Source organism: Bacillus sp. I-2, from assembly GCF_001974945.1.
Taxonomy (GTDB): Bacteria; Bacillota; Bacilli; order Bacillales; family Bacillaceae; genus Bacillus; species Bacillus safensis.
Window position 1 is genome coordinate 496,587 of sequence record NZ_LZRW01000011.1, and the last position, 21,987, is coordinate 518,573.

At 41.5% G+C, this 21,987-nt stretch carries 21 protein-coding genes; 7 read left to right on the plus strand and 14 right to left on the minus strand.

Annotated features, from left to right (window positions below):
• The first annotated feature begins 11 nt into the window (after nt 1-11).
• Nucleotides 12-491, plus strand: a complete 480-nt coding sequence (locus BAE31_RS05970) for a GyrI-like domain-containing protein (RefSeq protein ID WP_076839778.1) — start codon at nt 12-14, stop codon at nt 489-491.
• Between the two features lie 21 nt (nt 492-512).
• Nucleotides 513-977, plus strand: coding sequence for a phage tail protein (locus BAE31_RS05975; RefSeq protein WP_076839780.1), 465 nt, complete (start codon nt 513-515; stop codon nt 975-977).
• Nucleotides 978-1,426: 449 nt separating this feature from the next.
• On the opposite strand, the gene BAE31_RS05980 is transcribed toward BAE31_RS05975, so the two are convergent.
• The 3 genes from BAE31_RS05980 to BAE31_RS05990 all read right to left on the minus strand — a co-directional run bounded on the left by BAE31_RS05980 (nt 1,427) and on the right by BAE31_RS05990 (nt 4,181).
• Nucleotides 1,427-1,708, minus strand: a complete 282-nt coding sequence (locus BAE31_RS05980; protein WP_076839782.1) for a hypothetical protein — start codon at nt 1,706-1,708, stop codon at nt 1,427-1,429.
• A gap of 5 nt (nt 1,709-1,713) precedes the next feature.
• Nucleotides 1,714-3,402, minus strand: a complete 1,689-nt coding sequence (locus BAE31_RS05985) for a ribonuclease YeeF family protein (protein WP_083703976.1) — start codon at nt 3,400-3,402, stop codon at nt 1,714-1,716.
• Nucleotides 3,403-3,761: 359 nt separating this feature from the next.
• Nucleotides 3,762-4,181: a MarR family winged helix-turn-helix transcriptional regulator gene (locus BAE31_RS05990; RefSeq protein WP_052462979.1), complete on the minus strand. Its 420-nt coding sequence runs from the start codon at nt 4,179-4,181 to the stop codon at nt 3,762-3,764.
• A 170-nt stretch (nt 4,182-4,351) separates the two neighbouring features.
• Between BAE31_RS05990 and BAE31_RS05995 the strand changes: the two genes are divergently transcribed.
• The gene (locus BAE31_RS05995) at nt 4,352-5,872 is read left to right on the plus strand and encodes an MDR family MFS transporter (RefSeq protein WP_056766947.1); all 1,521 of its coding nucleotides are present in this window, start codon (nt 4,352-4,354) and stop codon (nt 5,870-5,872) included.
• A gap of 38 nt (nt 5,873-5,910) precedes the next feature.
• Here BAE31_RS05995 and BAE31_RS06000 read toward each other — a convergent pair whose 3' ends face one another.
• The 5 genes from BAE31_RS06000 to BAE31_RS06020 all read right to left on the minus strand — a co-directional run bounded on the left by BAE31_RS06000 (nt 5,911) and on the right by BAE31_RS06020 (nt 10,507).
• On the minus strand, nt 5,911-6,780 hold the full coding sequence (locus tag BAE31_RS06000) for a class II fructose-bisphosphate aldolase (RefSeq protein WP_041109336.1): 870 nt from the start codon (nt 6,778-6,780) through the stop codon (nt 5,911-5,913).
• A 2-nt stretch (nt 6,781-6,782) separates the two neighbouring features.
• Nucleotides 6,783-7,241, minus strand: a complete 459-nt coding sequence (locus tag BAE31_RS06005; RefSeq protein WP_024427781.1) for a PTS sugar transporter subunit IIA — start codon at nt 7,239-7,241, stop codon at nt 6,783-6,785.
• Nucleotides 7,242-7,256: 15 nt separating this feature from the next.
• The gene (locus BAE31_RS06010; protein WP_076839783.1) at nt 7,257-8,672 is read right to left on the minus strand and encodes a PTS fructose transporter subunit IIC; all 1,416 of its coding nucleotides are present in this window, start codon (nt 8,670-8,672) and stop codon (nt 7,257-7,259) included.
• 13 nt (nt 8,673-8,685) lie between these two features.
• The gene (gene pfkB / locus BAE31_RS06015) at nt 8,686-9,600 is read right to left on the minus strand and encodes a 1-phosphofructokinase (protein ID WP_076839785.1); all 915 of its coding nucleotides are present in this window, start codon (nt 9,598-9,600) and stop codon (nt 8,686-8,688) included.
• A 130-nt stretch (nt 9,601-9,730) separates the two neighbouring features.
• The gene (locus BAE31_RS06020; RefSeq protein WP_024425669.1) at nt 9,731-10,507 is read right to left on the minus strand and encodes a MurR/RpiR family transcriptional regulator; all 777 of its coding nucleotides are present in this window, start codon (nt 10,505-10,507) and stop codon (nt 9,731-9,733) included.
• A 159-nt stretch (nt 10,508-10,666) separates the two neighbouring features.
• Between BAE31_RS06020 and BAE31_RS06025 the strand changes: the two genes are divergently transcribed.
• The gene (locus BAE31_RS06025; protein ID WP_076839787.1) at nt 10,667-12,073 is read left to right on the plus strand and encodes a phospholipase D-like domain-containing protein; all 1,407 of its coding nucleotides are present in this window, start codon (nt 10,667-10,669) and stop codon (nt 12,071-12,073) included.
• Between the two features lie 7 nt (nt 12,074-12,080).
• On the opposite strand, the gene BAE31_RS06030 is transcribed toward BAE31_RS06025, so the two are convergent.
• The 3 genes from BAE31_RS06030 to BAE31_RS06040 are packed head-to-tail and all read right to left on the minus strand — an operon-like array spanning nt 12,081 to nt 13,707.
• Complete coding sequence (locus tag BAE31_RS06030) at nt 12,081-12,566, minus strand: DMT family transporter (protein ID WP_034284003.1); 486 nt, start codon at nt 12,564-12,566, stop codon at nt 12,081-12,083.
• Between the two features lie 21 nt (nt 12,567-12,587).
• Nucleotides 12,588-13,268 carry a Crp/Fnr family transcriptional regulator gene (locus BAE31_RS06035; protein WP_076839789.1) on the minus strand — a complete coding sequence of 227 codons (681 nt, stop codon included), beginning with the start codon at nt 13,266-13,268 and terminating at the stop codon, nt 12,588-12,590.
• A gap of 13 nt (nt 13,269-13,281) precedes the next feature.
• On the minus strand, nt 13,282-13,707 hold the full coding sequence (locus tag BAE31_RS06040; protein ID WP_076839790.1) for a DMT family transporter: 426 nt from the start codon (nt 13,705-13,707) through the stop codon (nt 13,282-13,284).
• Nucleotides 13,708-13,919: 212 nt separating this feature from the next.
• Between BAE31_RS06040 and BAE31_RS06045 the strand changes: the two genes are divergently transcribed.
• Entirely contained in the window at nt 13,920-15,347 is a 1,428-nt protein-coding gene (locus tag BAE31_RS06045; RefSeq protein WP_076839792.1) for an aldehyde dehydrogenase family protein, read from the plus strand.
• A 69-nt stretch (nt 15,348-15,416) separates the two neighbouring features.
• Here BAE31_RS06045 and BAE31_RS20120 read toward each other — a convergent pair whose 3' ends face one another.
• Nucleotides 15,417-15,563 (minus strand): DUF3221 domain-containing protein, encoded by a 147-nt coding sequence (locus BAE31_RS20120; protein WP_083703977.1) that lies wholly within the window; start codon nt 15,561-15,563, stop codon nt 15,417-15,419.
• Between the two features lie 18 nt (nt 15,564-15,581).
• Nucleotides 15,582-16,262 carry a hypothetical protein gene (locus BAE31_RS06055; protein ID WP_076839794.1) on the minus strand — a complete coding sequence of 227 codons (681 nt, stop codon included), beginning with the start codon at nt 16,260-16,262 and terminating at the stop codon, nt 15,582-15,584.
• 180 nt (nt 16,263-16,442) lie between these two features.
• Between BAE31_RS06055 and BAE31_RS06060 the strand changes: the two genes are divergently transcribed.
• On the plus strand, nt 16,443-18,263 hold the full coding sequence (locus BAE31_RS06060; RefSeq protein ID WP_076839796.1) for an assimilatory sulfite reductase (NADPH) flavoprotein subunit: 1,821 nt from the start codon (nt 16,443-16,445) through the stop codon (nt 18,261-18,263).
• A 33-nt stretch (nt 18,264-18,296) separates the two neighbouring features.
• Nucleotides 18,297-20,015, plus strand: coding sequence for an assimilatory sulfite reductase (NADPH) hemoprotein subunit (gene cysI, locus BAE31_RS06065; RefSeq protein ID WP_025093176.1), 1,719 nt, complete (start codon nt 18,297-18,299; stop codon nt 20,013-20,015).
• A gap of 28 nt (nt 20,016-20,043) precedes the next feature.
• Here cysI and BAE31_RS06070 read toward each other — a convergent pair whose 3' ends face one another.
• A complete protein-coding gene (locus tag BAE31_RS06070) occupies nt 20,044-21,978 on the minus strand; it encodes an AMP-binding protein (protein WP_076839797.1) in 1,935 nt (644 codons plus the stop codon).
• Between the last annotated feature and the right edge of the window lie 9 nt (nt 21,979-21,987).

Genomic DNA, 21,987 nt, shown 5'->3' on the forward strand with positions numbered 1-21,987 from the left:
ATGTGTAGAATATGACAGATTATATACTAGAAGAAAAAGACAGCTTTCACGTGTTAGGTATTGGAACTGAACTTAAGAGTCATTACACAGACTATGCGGGCATCACGAAGGAAAAAGCAGACTTTTGGCAAGCAGTCACACAAGAAGGTAAGCTTGACACCTTAAAAGCCATTGCCACAAATGACTATATTTTTATCGTAAACGAAGCGATAAATAACAAGCTGATGCATTATGTCGGGGTCATGACAGAGGAATCGTTACCAGAAGCGGACAGAGTGATTCAATTTCCTAAAGGGGAATATCTAATCGTTAAAGGGGAAGCTAAAACGGCTGATGACTTGCATCAAACGCTTACTGGTATTGCATTTGGTCAAGTCTTGCCTGAAGCAAAGAATTTCGCCTATGTTGGTGGACCAAATGCAGTGGTAGAAATGGGACAGCGAAACGGCTTATTACTTGGTGAGATGTGGATTCCTGTTGTACGGAAATAAGAAGGATATGGAGGGATAGAAATGGCCTATATCGTTGATTTTAAAAATGTGTCTACTATTGGTTTAGAGTCTTCACCTGTAGCAGAAGCACTTGCTGGCTTACGAGCGAATGAGGCTCGTTACTTTATGAACAAATATAAGCATGAATTGACAGTATTACCTGCCAGCGAAAGTCAGGATACCCTTGATTATGTGAACCGAGTGTTAAAAGAAGAACGTGAACTAGAGTTTGCAGCCAAGCCTTTAGAAACGGCAAGTTTTCAAGTAGAAAATATCAAATGGACTTACGTCTTTTATGAGGATGGTCTTGCAATTAACGTCCTGTATACATTGGATGACCCGAAAAAACGCGCTGTTGGTTTTAAGCTTTCTGAAGGGATGGAAGTACCAAAGGAATTAGAAGGGAAATTTAAATTTGCTAGGCAGAAGTCTAAACTAGCTGGAACGATTCGTGGGTCATTTTTTAAAATTAAAGGGGAATATTGAACTCGAATTTGTGAATCTGATTAAACAAATAAATTAAAATTATTTCCCCCTTCTAAACAGAGCAGCATTCTCTATGCATTATTAGAGGATGTTTTTCTGTTTATTGTACCAACTTCATTTTCTTATGAAAAAGTTCGTCGTTAAAATGGCTTGCGATTAGTCTTTTATATAAATGTCCTGCTATTTCATTGTTTGACATTTATACTTTTTTCAGATCTATATTCAAAGAAAATGATGTGAAGTATCCCTCATTCAAAAACAATCACCATAAAAGCTGTGAGTGCCTAGTTTTGCTTGTCTCTATCATACGTGACCCACACAGGAAAAAAGATTCCCATTCTCCTTTTGGTCGGTTTTTTCTCGGATAGGAGTCCAGAGTCCAATAAACACCAAAAACCTTGAAAGGCATTAGCCCATCAAGGTTTTATATAATCTATAAATTCTGTAAATCATCTCCACCGCCAGCTAATTTCCCTATCAGGATAAACTGCAGGTATATATATCCCCCTTCTTTTATTTTCATCATCAATAATGTACCAATTGTTATCCTCTAACCATTCTTCGTTAAAATTTGTTTCTACAAAATCATTTTCTTCATCAACAAGTGCTGCGAAAAAATCATTAAATTTTTCTATATTATTTGAAGGGGTAATCTCACCATTAACCCACATACCATCAACATTAATATCGCGTATATCTCCTAAAAACTCGTTTAGAAAGTATAATTTCACAATTCTCACTCCTTAGGTGAAACCTTAATATATTGGCTTGGAACTTCCCCTTTAATCAAATACTCATTATCCCTTTTAGTCCAATTAATCGCTCTTTTCTTCCAAAAATCAGAACAAGTAACATCTCTTTCAATCAACTTTTGAATTTGTTTTGGAGAAAGTATAACAACACCTTTTAGCTTTCCAGACTGTATATCTTTCCTTAAAGCTGATATGTTTAGTTCAATTGCATTTTCTCCATAATTTCCAATAACATTTTTGTTATTTGTAAAACTAGTATAAGGGCTATTAGATTTAGCTCCTTTTCTATAACCTCCAAGTATATGCTCTGTAACAGTCACTTCTCGTCCTTTATATAAACCTTCTTTACTAGCTGGTACTAAATCACCTGAACTTGATATATGAGGTTTACCAATTCCATTTGGTCTAGTTGGAGAGTGTAGTAAACTATCCCCTCTATATAAATTACTTTTGTTGGTTAAAGAAGCATCATCTATACCCCTAATCCCCATCTTCCCATGAAACCTCTTCGCCCCAATCGGCAAAAGCATTCCTAGCGCCGCATTCATACTCGCTTGCTGCTGTTCTTTGGAGATCTTATTTCCAAACATGTCTCGGCCTGTGATCGCTTCGCTGAAGCCGTTGGTGGCGGTGAGGCCGTATAAACCTTTTTGGGATGTCTTTAGGGCGTCAAAGGATTTTTGTGATGTCTTGTAAATGTCGACTGCCCTGACTGCAGCTGATGTGGCTTGGGTGGTTTTATAGACAGCTTTTCCGCCTTTGAAAATACGGCCTGCCCAGCCGACGATTGGGATGTAGCCTGCGGCTGCCATGCCGCCTGCGGCGACTCGCTGGCCTGCGGTGAGCTCTTCGCCTGTGATTGGATCAACGCCTGTTGCGGCACGTTTTGCATCGTTCACGCCAGTCAGTTCATTCACGATATTCCCGCCATAATCGAGGGCTTTTTCATACCAAGGACGGTTGGCGAGCGCTTCTTGTTCCTTCGCAATCTTTCGGGCTTCTTCTTGTTCTTTTTTGATTTTCAGATATTCAGAAGTTTGCTTCTCAATATCGCTTTTTGCCTTGTAGATTTCGCTATTTTGATACGCTTTCTTATCAAAATTCATAGGCGAAATCGCTTTTCCGTCATTTGTCGCATTGATCATTTCAGCATACAATGCCATTGTAGCTTGCTGCTCCGTCTCTGACAAAGCATATTCATCTTTTAAATTTTGATCAAGCTCTCTCAGATCTTTGACCGTCTTTTTTTGTTCATCTTCCGCATCCTCTATTTTTTCATCAAAGGTTTGACTATCAAATACCTCTAGAGAAATGAGGTCATCAATATCTTGAAAAATCGTTTTGAGTGCCTTTTTTTGATCCTTCACAATGCTTTTGGCATTCTTGATGCCCATATGTACTGAGTTGTCTAAAAAGTGTTCTTCTACAAAGGTATCGCCGCCAAAGCTCGTATCATCCAGTGTCCCAGAAACACCTTCATGAAAGGCTTTTTGTTTATCAATGAAGCTGATAAACATGTCTACATTTCCAGCAAGCTCTTTATAGAAACTTTTAATATTATCAGCACCTTTCCCAGTGAAGTCATCACCGAGGTTGGCCACACCTTGTAATGCCTTTTTTAAATCTACCATTTGTTCGCGGAGTTCCTGATAGTGTTTTGCCCTTGTGTCCATGGCACTTGTTAGTGCTTTTGCATCAAGTATCTTGCCCAGAAGAATTCACTCCTTCCTATTCATTGACAAGGTCAATTTTACCAATAAAAATTTTGTCATTAAATGGGGATATTGATACAAAAAACAGTACTTATTATGTAAATGAACAATGTTTCAATAGAATACTTTAGCTCCACTTTTGTCAGTAATAATTATGATGCGATATTTAGAACATCTTTTAAATAAAAATTTTTTTAAGCTACTTCATTATAAAATTGTTATAGAGCACTTCCATGGTAAGGAAGATGTCACTAGTCGAGGACATCCCTACATGAATTAGGAATGCACTTAGAAAAAGCACACCCGCATCAGTGTACTTTTTACGATTTAGACTTAAGCAATTGCAGCTCTTGCTCCATGATATCTGCTGCTTCAGTTATAAATTGAATAATTAAATCTAATTCTTCTGGTTTGTATTCATTTGTGAGTTCCTTCGTTGATGTTGATAAGGATCGAAAGAGTTCTTTTACCTGTGATTTCCCCGCTGTTAGGGGAACAATGATGACTCTTCGTTTGTCTTTTGGATCCTTTTCTCTTTTGACGTAGCCCGCTTTTTCAAGCCGGTCAATGAGTGCTGTGACTGCACCGGAGCTAAGGCCTGTTTTTTCACTTAATTCCCCTGCTGTGAGGGGGCCGAGTTCGTTTAATAAATCGGCGGATTTGAGATCTGTTGGAAAAAGGCCGAGCGATTGAGCGGCCGCTTGGTGGAACAAAACGGTTCGTGTGGCGAGGCGCCTCATTGTATATATGATCTGGGCTGCTCTGTCTTCAGCCTCGTTCTTTATTGACAACTTGTTCTCCTCCCTTTAAAATCAATTTATCTTGATCATCAAGATAAATGTTCTCTTACTTTATGGTTAAGTTGATCATAGCAAAAATAATGAGAGAACGTAAGCAGGAGGTAAATGAAATGAATCATGTGGATAAAGGAAAGGCATCCACTCGCTTTGTTGTCATCGGTTTGCTGTTAGGGATTTTTATGGCAGCGATGGACAATACCATTGTTGCAACAGCGATGGGAAGCATCGTAGCAGATTTAGGCAGTTTTGATAAATTTGCTTGGGTAACGGCTTCTTATATGGTGGCAGTGATGGCGGGAATGCCTATTTACGGAAAGCTTTCTGATATGTATGGTCGAAAGCGTTTTTTTCTGTTTGGACTTATTTTCTTTTTAATTGGATCAGCACTGTGCGGTATCGCACAAACGATGGATCAGCTCATTATTTACCGAGCCATTCAAGGGCTTGGGGGCGGTGCACTTCTTCCAATCGCATTTACGATTATCTTTGACATCTTCCCGCCTGAAAAGCGCGGAAAAATGTCTGGTATGTTTGGAGCAGTCTTTGGTTTATCAAGTGTACTCGGACCGCTTTTAGGTGCTATTATTACGGATTCGATCGGCTGGCATTGGGTTTTCTATATTAATGTGCCAATTGGTATTGTCAGTGTCTTCTTGATCGCCAGATACTATCAGGAATCGCTTGAACATCGTAAGCAGAAAATCGACTGGTCAGGTGCCATTACACTTGTCGTTGCGGTTGTCAGCTTAATGTTCGCTCTTGAGCTTGGCGGTAAATCTTATGCTTGGGATTCGGTGCAAATCCTCACACTTTTTGCTGTGTTCCTTGTGTTCGGTACGATCTTCTTTATTGTTGAGCGTAAAGCGGAGGAGCCGATTATCTCATTTTGGATGTTTAAAAATCGATTATTTGCAACATCTCAAATTTTGGCATTTTTATATGGCGGAACATTTATTATTCTTGCTGTCTTTATTCCTATTTTCGTGCAGGCGGTGTACGGTGAATCTGCGACAAGTGCAGGGTTTATTTTAACACCAATGATGATTGGATCAGTCATTGGCAGTATGATTGGCGGAACGATGCAGACGAAAGTGCCTTTCAGACGTCTTATGACCATTTCTGTCATTTCATTTTTCGCTGGGATGCTGCTGCTTGCCAATATGTCACCAGATACAGCAAGACTGTGGCTCACACTCTTTATGATGATATCAGGCTTTGGCGTTGGCTTCAGCTTCTCCCTTCTGCCGTCAGCTTCAATGAATGATCTTGAGCCGCGCTACCGAGGCAGTGCAAACTCGACCAATTCATTTATGAGATCACTTGGGATGACGCTCGGTGTAACAATTTTCGGAACGATTCAAACCAATGTTCTGACAAATCGTTTAGCTGATGCCTTTAGCGGCATGAAAGGAGCCCCTTCTCAAATAAGCGATCCACAGGCTATTTTCCAAGAAGGTGCTCGCTCACAAATTCCGACTGATATTTTAAATAAAGTCATCGATGCCATGTCACAAAGTATTACGTACGTATTTTTGCTTGCATTATTCCCGATTGCACTTGCGGCGATTACGGTCGTATTTATGGGAAATGCACGGGTACGCACATCTAATGAAATGAAAGAAAACGAATAATGTGAAAAAGCAGAGCGATAGCGGCTCTGCTTTTTTTCTTATTGATATAACGGATGGGCTTTGCCCTCACTGCCCACGATTCGTATTTTCGATTGGACCATGTCTTTTGCTGCTTGTTTTGCTTTTTGTAAATACATACGCGGATCTAAGCTTTCAGGTTCGTTTGAGAAATGATCACGTATTGCTTCGGAATACGCATTTTTCAGTTCAGTTGAGACATTCACCTTTGCCATACCAAGTGCAACGCATCGCTTGACATCCTCATCTGGTACAGCGGAACCACCGTGCAGGACAAGTGGTACATCAACCAGCGCTGCAATTTGTTCAATGCGGGCAAAGTCAATATCCGGCACCCCTTTATAAATGCCATGGGCAGTACCAATCGCAGGCGCTAAAGTAGGCACCCCAGTTTCTTCTACAAATTGGCGGCATTCTGATGGAACGGCTTTTTCAGCATCCTTTTCGTCGACGACGATATCATCTTCTACGCCGCCTACCTTGCCCAGCTCTGCTTCGACATTTACACCTACTTTTAAGGCAAGATCCACGACTTCTTTTGTCCGGCGTACATTTTCTTCATATGAGTGCATGGATGCATCAATCATAACGGATGTATACCCGGCCCTGATACAGGTGAGAATCACATCAAAGTCTGTGCAGTGATCCAGGTGAAGACCGATTGGGATTTGATATTGATCAGCCGCCGCCTTCACTGTATCTGCAATCGCTTTTGCTCCAAGAGATTGAACCGTTCCAACTGTTGTTTGCAAAATCACAGGTGACTTTAATTCTGCAGCAGTTTCGAGCACCCAATAGATACTGTCAAAGGAGTGTACATTGAATGCCACAATTCCGTATTGTTCTTTTTTCGCAGCCTCAAGCATCGGTGTTGTTGAAAGTAAAGGCATGATCAAACATCCTCTCTAGTTAAAATATCCGTTTCTAATACAGCAAGCATGTCTTCATTTGTTCTTGTTTCCAGCAGTTTTTGACGTTTCGTTTCATCCATTAAGCCTCGTGAAAGGGCTGAAAGAGCTTTTAAATGAGTCGTCCCTGCTTCACTTTTAGGGATCAGTAAGGATAAGAAGAAAAAGCAAGGCTTCCCATCAAAAGCGTCCCATTCAATTCCTGTTTCCGTGCGGACGATCACAAGTGCTGGTTTCGTGATGGCTTCTGTTTGTGTATGCGGAATGGCAAATCCATCTTGAAATCCGGTTGTACTAAGTGCTTCCCTTTCCGCTAAGCCTTTTTTGACATCCTCTGGTGAGGTGCAAATACCTGCTTTATAGGCAATGTCTGCAATGGCTGCGAACACGCCAGCCTGTGAAGAAGCTGTTTCGTGAAGATTCATATAGATATGTTCCATCATTTCTCTTCCTCCCTTTTAAACTGCTGGTTTGTCTATTTTTTTACGGTAAAGTCCGTAGAGAATCGCACCTACGAGTGAGCCGATTAGTATGGAAAGCACCCATTGGAATGCGCCTGTGACGACCGGCAGAACTAGGAATCCACCGTGCGGAGCTGGAACCTGTACGCCAAACAAATATGTCAATATAGCAGAGATGGCCGAGCCCAACATGATAATTGGCAGGACAACGACCGGGTTTTTGGCCGCAAATGGAATGGCTCCTTCTGTAATATGTGTCGCCCCTAGAATATAGTTAATTGCCCCTGCATTTCGTTCTTGTGGCGTGAAATGTTTTCGGAAAATCGTTGTGGCAATCGCAATGATAAGCGGCGGTGTGATACATGCTGCTGATACACCTGCCATGAAGTAAAGGTTACCTTCTGCAAGTAAAGCCGTTCCTGTGACATAGGCTGCTTTGTTAAAGGGTCCGCCCATATCAAATCCACACATTGCTCCAACAATTAAGCCTAAAAGCAGCGGATTTGTGGATTGTACAGATGAAAGAAAGTCCATTAAGGAATTATTTAGCCCTGTGATTGGAACTAACAACGGGGTCATGACAGCCCCAATTAAGAAAATACCGATGACAGGATAGATGAAGATCGATTTTAATCCATCAAGTGATGCTGGTAATTTTTGAAGCAAGAATTGAAGCAATAAAATGATATATCCTGCTGCAAAACCTGCGATAATACCGCCTAAGAAACCAGCACCTCCATCATTTGCAAGGAGACCACCTATAAATCCGACGACCATCCCTGGGCGTCTAGCGATCGAATCAGCGATAAATGCTGCTAAAATTGGTACCATTAAGCTGAAGCCAAGTCCGCCAATGCTTTTCAAATAGGCAGCAAACGGATGATACGTTTCGTGCTTAGGATCAGCAGAGTAGATACCAAATAAGAAAGAAAGGGCAATTAAGACCCCGCCTCCAACGACAAATGGCAGCATGTGTGATACACCGTTCATTAAGTGCTTATAAATGGTGTGTATCCATTTATTTGCCGACTTTTGTTGAGAGGATGAAGGAGCAGATGGTTTCTCTGTTCCAGAAGCTCTTCCTTTCACTTGATGAACGGGAGCATCTCCATTTATAATGCTCTGAATCAGCTCAGTAGGTGTGCGAATACCTTTGGCTACAGGCACTTCAATAAGTGGTTTGCCATGAAAACGGTCTGTATGCACATCTTTATCGGCTGCCACAATGACCCCATCTGCCTCCATAATGTCTTGATCAGTTAAAGCGTTTTCAATTCCTACTTGACCATGCGTTTCGACTTTAATGTCGACCCCTAGCTGCTCAGCAGCGATTTTTAATGCTTCAGCTGCCATGAATGTGTGTGCAATGCCTGTTGGACAGCCGGTTGCAGCGACAATTTTTTTGCGGCTCATGTGTTATTCCCCCTTATATCTTCTGAATGTGTACTTGCTCAATCAATGAATCAATATCATGTAAATCACTTAAGCCTTTTGAAAACGCAGTAGAGGCCCCCGTTGCAATGCCGTAGCGTAAGCACTCTTCAGGTGAGTGTCCTTCAAGGTGTTTACTAAGAAAAGCTGCGAGCATCGCATCTCCAGAACAAGCTGTGTTTACGACAGTGCCTGTTGGTGCGTTTCCTTTAAACGCTGCGTCCTTCGTAATAAATAAAGCCCCTTCCTCGCCTCGGGAAATAAGCACTTGCTCTGCACCCATCTCAATGAGCTTTTCTCCTGATTGAATGAGTTCTTTTTCTGACAAAGGATGTGTTTTGCCGAAAAAAGCAGCGATTTCTTCTTCATTCGGTTTTAATAAATAAGGTTTGTATTGAAGCGTCTCAAGAACCGCTGCGGAGCTTGTGTCTAAAATGAACTTGACCTTCTGTTGATCGCAAATAGCTGCTACTTCTGAAAAAATGCTGACAGGAACGCCTTTTGGCAGACTGCCTGACATGATGAGGGTGCCTCCCTGCGGGATAGCCGCAATTTTCTCACGAAAGGCGTGAAGCGCTTTTTCTTCAATTGCAGGGCCCTGGTTCACGAGCTTGTATTCTTCTGTCGTATTGATAAAAACATTAATGCGTGTGATTCCTTCAACCGAGATAAAATCGGTCTGAATGGAGAGATCCTTTAAGGATTGTTCAATATAAGACCCTGAAAACCCAGCAATAAATCCTAATGCAGTGCTGGTGAAGCCATATTTCTTTAGCATAATCGACACGTTCACGCCTTTTCCATTCGGCTGATAATCTTCATCTTCTGTGCGATTGACTGCATTTGCCCGCATTTCTTTTAATGCAATATATAGGTCAATAGCAGGATTTAAGGTGCAGGTATAAATCAATTGGTTTCACCTTCTTTCTTTTCTCTAAAGAAAGTATCTCATACGATTCAGTGAAAATGTTTTCAGAATGTGTAAAGGTTTTCATGAGAAAAAGCCTTCCAGATCAAAGTCTCGAAGGCTTTTTTATTGGTTATTTCATTCGGATCACATAAGCATCAAGTAAAATGCGGGCAATGACATGAAGAGACAGGCGGGATCTGACTTCATAATCTGGGAAGAAAGATTGTTCCCCTTTATATCCGACTAGTGTCATATCTGATATTTTGCTTAATGTAGAATCTATTCTTGTTGTAACTGTAATAGTTGTGACTTGCTTCATACTGAGGTTTTGACACGCTTCAACAAGCTCAGCTGTTTCGCCATTTAATGAAACAAAGATGGCAAGCTCACTTTTTTCAATGTCTCGCGATTTCAGCCGAATGATATTCGGATCGTCGTGTACTTCACATGTTTTCCCGATGAGCTGTAATTTGATGGTCATCTCTTTGGCGATCATCTCTGAGAAGCCCCTGCCGAAAATATAAATTTTGTCTGCATTATGTATTTTTTGAACGGCATCTTCAATTTGTCCAATACTTTGCAGCTGTATCGTTTTTAAAACCTCTTCTTCATTTTTCCGAATTGCTAGTTTGATGTCTTCATCAATATTTTTGAGCTGGTCGCTTGCATCTGTCATTTTCTTTTCTTGTTTTAATCGATATTTAAAGGATGTATAGCCGTTATAACCAATTTTTTTCATCAGTCTGACTATTGTGGCAGTCGATACATTCGCTCTTTCGCTTAAAGTGACAATGGATAAGGTGGAGATATCCTCTAAATGCTGGTGAATATAATTGAGTAAATATCGTTCTGTTTCACTTAACGTTTGATATACATCACTTGGGATGTTAAATAATGATTCATTCAATTCGATTCCCCCTTATTCATTTCATACTATAATTAAATGCCCAATAAAAACAAGATGATTCTTTTGTCATGTATTTAGATGAAAGGCGAAAATGAGTGAAATTTTATTTTTGACATAAACTAAGGAAAAGTGGTGTCTATGTGAAAGGAGCTGATCCGAATGCTTCATCTTTTGTTTTTTCTGATCCTTCTCTATGTCGTTTATGTCTTTTTGACCGCATTTGTTTTGTTTTATTTACCGATCCAAAAAACATGCAAAGAACATTGTATCTATAAAGCCTCTTCGATCTCAGGCGACGATCAAGGCATAAATCAAGTGATGCTTCTTGATGATGGATTTGAGTCTGGCCAGGCCAGAATTCAAATGATTCGTGAGGCAAAGAGAATGATCCGCCTAAGTTATTATTCCATTCAAAAGGGAAAAACAGCCGAATGGGTACTAGGTGCATTAATTGAAGCAGCTGATCGAGGGGTAAAGGTTCAGCTGCTTTTAGACGGCATCTGCCACAGTTTGCGTGGACCGCTGAAGCATTTACAGTATGCCGTGGCAAATCACCCGAACATGGCCATTCGTTTTTATGAGCCCTTTCGGTTATTTAAGCCATGGACGTGGCATAACCGCCTTCATGATAAGCTGCTGCTGGTAGATGGCAGAGTGGCTGTGATGGGTGGAAGAAATATCGGTGATAAATACTTTGCAGATCAGCCCCCAAAAGATTTTGCATTTGACCGCGATGTGCTGCTTTATAACAACAAAAAAGGAAAAGTATTAGATGAAATGGAGCAATACTTCGTTTATTTATGGAATCATGACTTTACGAAAAGAACAAAAGCTGTGTTCTCCAAACAAAAAGCAAAGAAAGGCTTAAAACTAAGAAAGAACCTGCTTAGATCCTATCAGGAGGCAGTGCATGCGAAAGAACCTTTTGTGATGTCGTCCTTTAATTGGGCAGCAGATGGCACCTCAGTAAAGCAGATTGCATTTTTTACTAATCCTGTGGAGCGCTTCAATAAGCGTCCTCTTGTGCTCAAAAAACTAAACGATCTTGCTCACCGAGCAAAGCGTTCTGTGCTCATACAGACGCCTTATATTATCCCGACACGACCCATGAAAGACGGCCTCACTCCATTAGCTAGCGAGATTCAAACGACAGTTGTTACGAATTCTCTTACAGCGACGCCAAATCCGTTAGCTTTTGCAGGATATTTAAGCACGAAAAAGGAACTGATGAAAACTGGTGTTCATTTATATGAATATGAAGGTCCATATTCTATTCACGCGAAATCAATGGTCGTTGATGATTATTTAAGTATTATCGGGACATATAATTTAGATGCGAGGTCTAGTTTTTTAAATACAGAGTCGATTTTGGTCATTGATAGTGCCCCGTTTGCGCTATCACTTACTCAGGCAATAGAACGTAAAATAGCCTATAGTATTCTCGTCGCAAAGGACAAAGCAGCCTATAAAGCGGCGTCCTATGGGCAGAAAAAAAAGCCTTTGATGAAAAGGCTCCTTTTAAATGGGCTATCCGCGATAACCGTTCTATGGCGGCGGTTGATCTAAAGGGCAGCTACTCTTGTGGCAGCCCTTTTTCTTCTGATTGATCCTCTTCTGCTGACTCCAATTTGGTCAATTTAAATACCAATATCCCCGCAACAATCACAATGACTCCTAATAGTTTTGCGGGAGAAAATTCCACTTTCTCTAACCCAAGCCAGCCAAGCGAATCGAACAAAAGCGCAGAGCCGAGCTGTGAAATCAGGACAATCGAGATTCCATAAGTTGGACCGAGACGTTTGATGCTTTGAACGAGGCAGATGACCACCCCTACTCCAATGGCTCCGCTCATCCAGTACCACGCTTCCATATGTCTTAATTGAAACATGCCGGTTCCTTCTAGCAAAAGACCCATCAAAAGTGAAGCAATAAAGCCCATACCTAGAACGAGAGTGGTCGTTGACCAAGAGCCTGTCTGCTCATTGACCTTACTGTTAAAAATGGTTTGTAAGCTGACGAGTGCGCCAGCCGTAATGGCTAATCCTATTCCTATGATCATGTCTGAATCCCTTCATTTCTTCTATTCATAAATGTTTCGCTCCGCTATTTCTAAGAGTCCTTCCCGGTCAAGAATCGTAATTTTCCCTCTTCGCCTCTCTATCAGCCTTTTTTTACAAAATTGCTGAATCACCCGGTTAATATGACGGTAGCTTGTACCAATTAAGCTCGCCGCATCAGTAAGACGAAGTGCGCTCGCGCTGTTATTCCCTGTTAACACAGACAATAAGTAGCTTGCAAGCCTGACCTCTACAGGATATAAAAGATGGAAGCTCAAATCGTTTGATTTCGTATAAAATTTGTTTGTGATGCCCTTTAGTAAAAAGGTTAACACGCGGGGGTCATCCTTCGCATGGCGCATGAGCGCTTGATGAGAAATCCTTAGCATATGTACTTCTGTGACAGCCTCCACTGTATTGACCATATCTGTCTGCTGAACGTATTCAATATCTCCAATCGCTTCAAGAGGATGTTTAAAACAAAGAATAAAGGTCTTCCCTTCTTTTGTGGTGGTGAAAATCTTTAATTTTCCTTTTACTAACAAGTACAAGTGCTCCCTCTGATCTCCCTTTGAACAAATCAGCTCACCTTGCTCATAGCGCCATAAGCTGACGTGTGATATGAGTTTCTGATGAAAGACGTTTTCTAATTCATGTGCCTTGAGATAAGAGGAAAATAGAGATTCATCATGGAGCTCCTCCATCTGACGTCCTCCTTTATAGCTTTAAAATGATGACGCCTGCGATCATCAATAGAATTCCTGCATAATGCGGCCATTTCATTTTCTTTTTCTGTACACCAAACCATCCTTTTGCATCAATTGCAAAGGTGAAAGCAAGCTGTGCAATGAGCAAAGCAGCAATGGTCAGTGTGACACCGATCATTTGAATCGCAGTCACTTCATTGAAAATAATAATGGCTGCAAATGCACCGCCTACTAAATAAAGCGGCTGCACCTTTCGATATTCCCTGAAGTGTCCTTCACGTACAATCAGTAAAATGATCAGTGCAATAATAAAACCGGTCAGCTGCGTGATGGTTGCCGCCTGCCATGTCCCGATATCCTGGCTGATTCTTGCGTTTGCTACGCCTTGCAGTGTAATACAAGCGCCTCCTAATAAAGCGAAAATAACACCTTTCATTCGTTCAAATGCTCCTTCTTTTTTCAGTCTAGTTCCATTAAAAGATAGATGCCCTCATGTTGAAAAGGACATATGTCCCACTTTGCGTATTATATCAGAAACTTTTTCTTTTGCAGTTTCATCGTTTTAGATTTTTCACAGTGGGTACAGTTTTATATCACCTGAAAACAGAATATTGATTGGAATCACATATAAAAAGGAGACATGTCAGAATGAGAAAACAAGAGAAACATTTTATTAACGGAGAATGGATCGCATCAACAGGAAACGAAACGACGGAGGTCATCAATCCTGCTACAGAGGAAGTCATTGGCACCATTAGCTTAGGTACAAAAGAAGATTTAGATAAGGCAGTTAAAGCCGCTCGTGCCGCCTTTCCTTCTTTCTCAAAAACATCTCGAAATGAACGCATAAAGATGCTGGAAAACATTGTGCGCGGCTACGAAAAGCGTAAGGATGAACTAATAGAAGTCATGACACAAGAGCTTGGTGCACCGCTGAAAGTATCAGAAGAGGTTCATTACAAAATGGGACATGAACATTTTTCTAAAGCAGCGGAAGCACTTAAATCGTATACATTTACTGAGAATCGCGGCGGGCATACCATTATAAAAGAAGCGATTGGTGTCAGTGGATTGATTACACCTTGGAATTTCCCAACGAATCAAACATCACTTAAAATCGCGGGTGCCATTGCAGCAGGCTCACCAGTTGTCTTAAAGCCTGCGGAAATTACACCTTTTGCCGCAATGATTCTTGCAGACATCATTGATGAAGCAGGCGTACCGAAAGGCGTCTTCAACCTAGTAAACGGAACTGGTGATGTCATTGGTGACGGCATTAGCTCACACCCTGATATTGACTTTGTTTCATTTACGGGATCAGGTGCTGTCGGCTCTAAAATAATGGAAAATGCTGCAGACAATATTAAGAAAGTGGCTCTTGAGCTTGGCGGGAAATCCCCTCTTATCGTCTTAGATGATGCAGATGTGGATGAGGCAGCCGAAACAGCCGTTCATCATATTGCGATGAATACAGGTCAAGTGTGTTCCGCAGCTACACGTGTGCTGATTCCTGAATCAATGAAAGACACATTTGAAAAAGCGCTGCTGAATGCCCTGCCGAAGTTTACAGTTGGTGATCCGCGAGAAGATCACGCCACTGGCCCGCTTGTCTCCAAAAAGCAATGGGATACCGTACAGTCTTATATTGAAAAAGGAATTGAAGAAGGTGCTCACCTGCTTGCTGGGGGAACTGGGAAGCCGGACGGACTAGACAAGGGCTATTTCGCTAAGCATACTATTTTCACAAATGTGAAAAATGATATGACCATTGCGCAAGAGGAAATATTCGGACCCGTCATGAGTGTAATCACATATAAGGACCTGGATCATGCCCTTGAAATTGCCAATGATACAGTGTACGGTCTTGCTGGCTATGTGGTTGGAAAAGATGAAAAAACATTAAAATATGTAGCTGAACATATTCGTGCCGGTCAAATTACCATTAACAACGCCGAAACAGATTACTTTGCCCCATTTGGCGGCTTTAAGCAATCTGGTATCGGAAGAGAATGGGGAGACTTCGGAATCGAGGAATATTTAGAAGTGAAAGCTGTGATGGGACTTCCAACAGCATAATTTGGGAAAGGAGAAAAACCTTGAGGTTTTTCTCCTTTTTCATGATAGAAAGAATCTGCCACCTGCTCCCTACTTATCCATCATGATGTGATATTTTTCGACCGTTGCTTTAGGAGGAAACGATTCTTGTAACTCATCAAACCAAACCTCAATCGTTTGACCCTGTGACAGCTTTTTAGAATCTACTTTTGTTAAATCAGAACATAAAAAAGTCATTGTGGTTTAAAGTGGTGCCTATAATAATGATCGTGAACTCACTTTTCCACTAATCCCAAAAATTACTTCAACCTCTTTAATATGATCTAATTCATAGAACATAAAAAATTCAGCTTCTTTTCGATTTGGAGATTTCATTAAAATCTCGAAACGGTCAGAATAATGAACACAAGAAATTACCTTCCAATTCATAGCTCTTCTCTTTTGCATTTGTTTATAATCCTCTTGAAATTTTTCCTCTCGTTTTAATTTCATGTCATATACTTCATCAATTAAATTGAAAAGTTTATTTGTTTTGGAAACATCAATTCTTCTACTGAGAAGAACAATAAAAACACATAACAATATACTTAAAGCGATATTCAGATAAGTATCCATTATATTTATTGAAATTTCATCGAAAGCATTTTGCAATTTCGAATCGTTAGTTTTGTGCTTTTTAGTAATAACATCTAATCCATAGTTAAAATATGAATTAAAGTAAGAGTTCAAAAATAAAAATGCTGGCACAATTGTTATTGTTATAATAGAAGCTTTTGTGGAAAAGTTGGCAGCTCTCTCGTATTTATCTTTGGCATAAATTCGAAGATCTGCAATTTGTCTCAGATTTAATTTTTCTAGTTCCTGTCTTTGGATAGATACATTTTTTATTAATTTAAACTTAACTTTTGGATCTTCCAAATCTCTAATAATACTCATATTACCTCCTTGACTGAATAAAGTAATTTCACCTTGCAAAGGTATTAGAAATCTTAATCATGACAATCAATATTATATATTTTACTTAATGGCAAACTTTCGGTAAAGTTCAAATTGAACCTATATATATAATTCCTATCGAATTAATCTATGTTTATATTCCTTGTGAGGTGGATATCGTTGCAACTTCATGTATTGAACAGTCCGTTTAGTCAGCAGCAGGCAGAACTGCTTAATCAGCTGCTTCCGACTTTAACAGATCAGCAAAAAATTTGGCTTACCGGTTATTTATCAGCACAGGCAGCTTTAGCCGGATCAGAAAATACTGCCCTAGCCCCTTCTCCTTCTGCCGCAGCACCAGCGCAGCCTGTCAGCAAAGATGTGACCGTACTTTATGGCTCACAAACAGGCAATTCTGAAGGGTTAGCAAAAAAGACAGCGCAGCATCTTGAAGAGAAAGGTTTTCAAGTGACGCTCTCTTCTATGTCAGATTTTAAACCAAATAGTCTGAAAAAAATAAACAATTTACTGATCATCGTCAGCACACATGGCGAGGGAGATCCGCCTGATAATGCCCTTTCTTTCCATGAATATGTTCACGGCAGACGTGCACCAAAGCTTGATCATTTAAGCTTTTCTGTCCTATCACTTGGTGACAGCTCCTACGAATTCTTCTGTCAAACAGGTAAAGAATTTGATGAGCGTTTAAAAGAGCTTGGCGGAACGCGTCTTTTCGATCGAGTGGACTGTGATCTTGATTATGATGAGCCGTTTTCTGAATGGCTTCAAGGGGTGGCATCTTCACTTAGCGAAGGCGGAGCCGCAGCAGCCCCGCAGGAATCAGCGGTAGCAAACACTCAAACGACTGCATCTGAATACTCAAGAACAAATCCTTTTTATGCTGAAGTGCTTGAAAATATCAACCTAAATGGCCGCGGTTCTAACAAAGAAACCCGTCATTTGGAGCTTTCTCTTGAAGGATCAGGGCTTGTTTATGAGCCGGGTGACAGCCTTGGTATTTATCCAACAAATGATCCAGCGCTTGTTGATGAATTGATTACAGCCTGCGGATGGAATGCAGAGGAAGCCGTAACCGTTCATAAAAACGGCGACACGCTTCCTTTAAAGGAAGCACTCACCTCTCATTTTGAGATTACCGTCTTAACAAAACCTCTTCTTCAAAAGATGGCGTCCTTTACAAAGAGCGAAGCCTTGCAGGTCCTTTTAGAAGAAGGAAACGAAGAAAAGTTAAAAGCATATATAGCAGGAAGAGATTTAGTAGATGCTGCTCGTGATTTCGGTCCTTTTGAAGGAACAGCGGCAGACTTCACTGCCATTTTAAGAAAAATTCCGGCTCGCCTTTATTCCATTGCAAGCAGCCTGAAAGCAAATGAAGAAGAAGTTCATTTGACGATCGGTGCTGTGAGATATGATGCTCACGGAAGAGAACGTCAAGGTGTCTGCTCAATCTTATGTGCGGAGCGCTTAGAACCAGGTGATAAGCTGCCTGTTTATATTCAGCACAATCAAAACTTTAAGCTTCCTGAAAACCCTGATGCACCGATCATTATGGTAGGACCAGGCACAGGCATCGCCCCTTTCCGTTCCTTTATGCAGGAGCGTGAGGAAGTCGGTGCAGATGGAAAGTCATGGTTGTTCTTCGGTGATCAGCACTTTGTGACGGATTTCTTATATCAAACCGAATGGCAAAAGTGGTTAAAAGATGGTGTGTTAACAAAAATGGATGTGGCTTTTTCAAGAGATTCAGAGGAAAAAGTATATGTCCAACATCAAATGAAGAAACAAAGTAAAGAATTATTCGAATGGCTGGAGCAAGGTGCCTATGTATATGTCTGCGGAGATGAAAAACATATGGCGCATGATGTTCATGATACCCTTCTATCAATCATCCAAGAAGAAGGTGCGATGAGCAAAGAGAAAGCTGAAAGCTATGTAGCCAACTTGCAGCAGCAAAAACGCTATCAGCGTGACGTATATTGATTGAATGCTTGAAAGAAAGGAGCTTTTACTTACATGGTGAAGACAGCATTAACAGCGCCGGATGGACCTCCGAGCGACGTAGAGGAAATCAAAGAAAAAAGTGATTATTTACGGGGTACATTAAAAGAAGTGATGCTTGATCCGATTTCAGCGGGTATTCCTGATGATGACAACCGCCTGATGAAGCATCACGGCAGTTATTTACAGGATGATCGTGACCTGAGAAATGAACGGCAAAAACAAAAGCTTGAGCCTGCCTATCAATTTATGCTGCGCGTCCGCTTGCCTGGCGGAATCGCTACATCCAAACAGTGGCTTGTGATGGATGAGCTTGCTCATAAATATGGAAACGGTACGTTAAAGCTGACAACTCGTGAAACCTTTCAGCTTCACGGTATTTTAAAATGGAACATGAAAAAGACCATTCAAGACATTCATTCTACTATGCTTGATACGATCGCTGCTTGCGGCGATGTGAACCGTAATGTCATGTGTACGTCAAATCCTTATCAATCAGAAGTACACCATGATGTATACGAGCTCGCCAAAAAATTAAGTGATGACCTGCTTCCGCAAACAAGAGCGTATCATGAAATTTGGCTTGATGAGGAAAAGGTAGCAGCAACGCCTGATACAGAGGTTGAGCCGATGTATGGTCCACTTTATTTGCCAAGAAAATTCAAGATTGGTGTGGCGGTCCCTCCTGCTAACGATATTGATGTTTTTTCGCAGGATTTAGGCTTCATTGCGATTATTGAAAATGATCAATTAGTCGGTTTTAATGTCGCGATTGGCGGTGGAATGGGCATGACTCATGGTGATACAGCGACCTATCCACAGCTTGCAAAAGTAATTGGCTTTTGTACACCGGAACAAGTTGTAGAGATTGCCAAACAAGTGATCACCATCCAGCGGGACTACGGAAACCGTTCGGTGAGAAAAAATGCCCGCTTTAAATATACAGTGGACCGCCTCGGTCTTGAGAATGTAAAAGAAGAGCTTGAGCGCCGCCTTGGATTTACCCTATTAGACGCAAGAGATTATCACTTCGATCATAACGGTGACCGCTATGGCTGGGTAAAAGGAATCAATGGCAGATGGCATTATACAATGTTTGTAGAAGGCGGACGTATCACGGATTACGATGATTATCCGCTGATGACAGGCATTCGTGAAATCGCAAAGATTCATACAGGTGACTTCCGCTTAACAGCGAATCAAAATTTGATCATTGGAAACGTCACATCTCATAAAAAGAAACAAATCGAGCAGCTCATTCAGGAGTTTGGTTTGTCAGATGGACAGCAGCACTCTGCACTGCGCCGCAGTTCAATGGCCTGTGTTGCTCTTCCGACATGCGGCTTAGCGATGGCAGAGGCAGAACGCTACCTCCCGCGCTTAATTGACAAAATTGAAGAGATTGTCGAAGAAAATGGCTTAAGTGATAAAGAAATCACGATTCGTATGACTGGATGTCCAAATGGATGCGCCCGACATGCGCTTGGTGAAATTGGCTTTATCGGGAAATCACCTGGTAAATACAACATGTATCTTGGCGCTGCGTTTGATGGCAGCAGATTAAGTAAACTGTACCGAGAAAATGTAGGAGAAGAAGACATTTTAAACGAGCTTGGCTCTCTACTCCCCCGCTATGCAAAAGAACGCGCGGAACATGAACATTTCGGTGATTTTGTGATTCGGGCAGGTATTGTAAAAGAAACAACAGATGGCACGAATTTTCATGTGCAATAAAAAAGACAGGACGCTCTCCTGTCTTTTTTTATGGACTTTGTTTTCTTTTCAAGTATTCGCAAATGCTGTTATACACATCAGGATTATCTAGAGACGAAAGATCTGGTGAAGGCTGCTGTTCATAAGCTCCTTTTAATAAACGCCGGACGATTTTTCCGTTTCTTGTTTTCGGTAAAGCTGAAATGAGATGAATTTCCTTTGGTGTGAGCGCTTTTCCCGCATATGAACCAACATGTATTTTGAGCTCTTGAATGAGTGCTGCTTCTTCAAAAGTCTGTGAACTGGCCACAATGAAACAAACTAGTGCTTCTCCCTTCACCTCATCCTTTACTCCAATCACAGCAGCCTCATGTACGGCTGGATGCCAGGTAAGAATGGATTCAATTTCAGCTGGACCAATGCGTTTACCTGCTGTATTAATGACATCATCCGATCTGCCCGTGATATGGAATGCGCCATCCTCTGATTGCATCACCCAATCCCCGTGCGTCCACACCCCATCAAATCGTTTAAAATAGGTGTCTTCATATCGCTCCGGATCTTTCCAAAACCCACATGTCAAGCCGACCCACGGTTTTTTGACAACAAGTTCTCCTACCTCATTCAGCACGCTCTCTCCTGCCTCATTATACACATCTGCCGCCATTCCTAAGATTGCCGCATTAAAAAGGATCGGTTTGATTGGACGAAGCAGCGTACTTCCTACAATACCGCCAGAAACCTCTGTTCCCCCTGAGTAATTTAAGATTGGAATGTGCTTTTGACCAATGGTATCAAAAAGCCATTGCCATGGTGCTTCATTCCACGGTTCACCTGTAGATATGATGGCTTTCACATGCGGCAGCTCAATGTCTGAAAGGTTTTGCTGCATCGCAGAGCGAACAAAAGTAGGTGAAAGTCCAAAATGGGTGACTTTTTGCTCGTGGATGAATGACCAAAGGTGCTGTTCATCTGGATAATCGGGGGCGCCGTCATATAAAACAATTGCAGCTCCATTGATCAAGCCGCCAAAGACGAGAAATGGCCCCATCATCCATCCCATGTCTGTGAGCCAAAACAAACGGTCTCCTTTTGCAACGTCCATACAAAGACCGGCATCAAAAGCCGCTTTTACAGGAAAGCCTGCGTGTGTATGAACAGCCCCTTTTGGTGTACCGGTTGTTCCAGACGTGTATAAGATCATAAGGGGATCTTCATTTGAAAGATAAGTCGTTTTACTCAGTGGTTCTTCTTTTAACAAATCATTTAGCTTAATATCCTCTTTATATCCAGTATGAGAGGAAGCGTGTACAATGACTGTTTGGACAGTCTTGGTTTTGTCGATTGCTTCTGCCGCACATTCACGCATGTTGATCGTCTTTCCTCTGCGCGTCACGCTAGAGCCTGTGACGACAATGGTTGCACCTGATGCACGAATACGTACGGCAAGAGGCTCGCTTCCATAGCCAGAAAAAACCGGGCTAAAGATGACACCAATCTTTGCAAAGGCAAGCATGACGGCAGCTGTTTCCGGAAGCATCGGCATATAAATGACCGCCACATCCCCTTTTTGTATTCCCTTCTTCAAAAAACCAGCAGCGAGACGATTGACCTTTTCTTGAAGTTCGAGGAACGTCCATCTTCTCTCTTCTCCCGCTTCATTTCTCCACATCACAGCTGGTTGATGCTGGGTTTCTTCATTCTCTGCCCATTTGTCAACAGCCGTTTCGACCACGTTGAGCCGGCCGCCTTTATACCAATTGGGCCACATGAATGAATCTTGGCCTAACGCGGCTTCATACGGCTCCTTCCACACGATGCCGACCGCCTTCTCGGCTTCTCTCCAAAACCAATCGGTCCGCTCGATACTAGCTTGATAGAACGCATCATAAGTAGAAAAACCAAGTGAATGCATCCATTTGTAAAGGCGTGTTTGTTTCATCATCTGCTCTTCGGGTATCCACGCTGGTTTTTGATTCATCATGAGGCCGCC

What these genes read in the sequence shown, in the direction of transcription:
- BAE31_RS05970 (WP_076839778.1), top strand. Translation starts at nt 12, where the DNA reads ATGACAGATTATATACTAGAAGAAAAAGACAGCTTTCACGTGTTAGGT.
- BAE31_RS05975 (WP_076839780.1), top strand. Translation starts at nt 513, where the DNA reads ATGGCCTATATCGTTGATTTTAAAAATGTGTCTACTATTGGTTTAGAG.
- BAE31_RS05985 (WP_083703976.1), bottom strand. Translation starts at nt 3,402, where the DNA reads ATGGACACAAGGGCAAAACACTATCAGGAACTCCGCGAACAAATGGTA.
- BAE31_RS05990 (WP_052462979.1), bottom strand. Translation starts at nt 4,181, where the DNA reads ATGAGGCGCCTCGCCACACGAACCGTTTTGTTCCACCAAGCGGCCGCT.
- BAE31_RS05995 (WP_056766947.1), top strand. Translation starts at nt 4,352, where the DNA reads ATGAATCATGTGGATAAAGGAAAGGCATCCACTCGCTTTGTTGTCATC.
- BAE31_RS06000 (WP_041109336.1), bottom strand. Translation starts at nt 6,780, where the DNA reads ATGCCTTTACTTTCAACAACACCGATGCTTGAGGCTGCGAAAAAAGAA.
- BAE31_RS06005 (WP_024427781.1), bottom strand. Translation starts at nt 7,241, where the DNA reads ATGATGGAACATATCTATATGAATCTTCACGAAACAGCTTCTTCACAG.
- BAE31_RS06010 (WP_076839783.1), bottom strand. Translation starts at nt 8,672, where the DNA reads ATGAGCCGCAAAAAAATTGTCGCTGCAACCGGCTGTCCAACAGGCATT.
- BAE31_RS06025 (WP_076839787.1), top strand. Translation starts at nt 10,667, where the DNA reads ATGCTTCATCTTTTGTTTTTTCTGATCCTTCTCTATGTCGTTTATGTC.
- BAE31_RS06030 (WP_034284003.1), bottom strand. Translation starts at nt 12,566, where the DNA reads ATGATCATAGGAATAGGATTAGCCATTACGGCTGGCGCACTCGTCAGC.
- BAE31_RS06035 (WP_076839789.1), bottom strand. Translation starts at nt 13,268, where the DNA reads ATGGAGGAGCTCCATGATGAATCTCTATTTTCCTCTTATCTCAAGGCA.
- BAE31_RS06040 (WP_076839790.1), bottom strand. Translation starts at nt 13,707, where the DNA reads ATGAAAGGTGTTATTTTCGCTTTATTAGGAGGCGCTTGTATTACACTG.
- BAE31_RS06045 (WP_076839792.1), top strand. Translation starts at nt 13,920, where the DNA reads ATGAGAAAACAAGAGAAACATTTTATTAACGGAGAATGGATCGCATCA.
- BAE31_RS20120 (WP_083703977.1), bottom strand. Translation starts at nt 15,563, where the DNA reads ATGACTTTTTTATGTTCTGATTTAACAAAAGTAGATTCTAAAAAGCTG.
- BAE31_RS06055 (WP_076839794.1), bottom strand. Translation starts at nt 16,262, where the DNA reads ATGAGTATTATTAGAGATTTGGAAGATCCAAAAGTTAAGTTTAAATTA.
- cysI (WP_025093176.1), top strand. Translation starts at nt 18,297, where the DNA reads ATGGTGAAGACAGCATTAACAGCGCCGGATGGACCTCCGAGCGACGTA.
- BAE31_RS06070 (WP_076839797.1), bottom strand. Translation starts at nt 21,978, where the DNA reads ATGATGAATCAAAAACCAGCGTGGATACCCGAAGAGCAGATGATGAAA.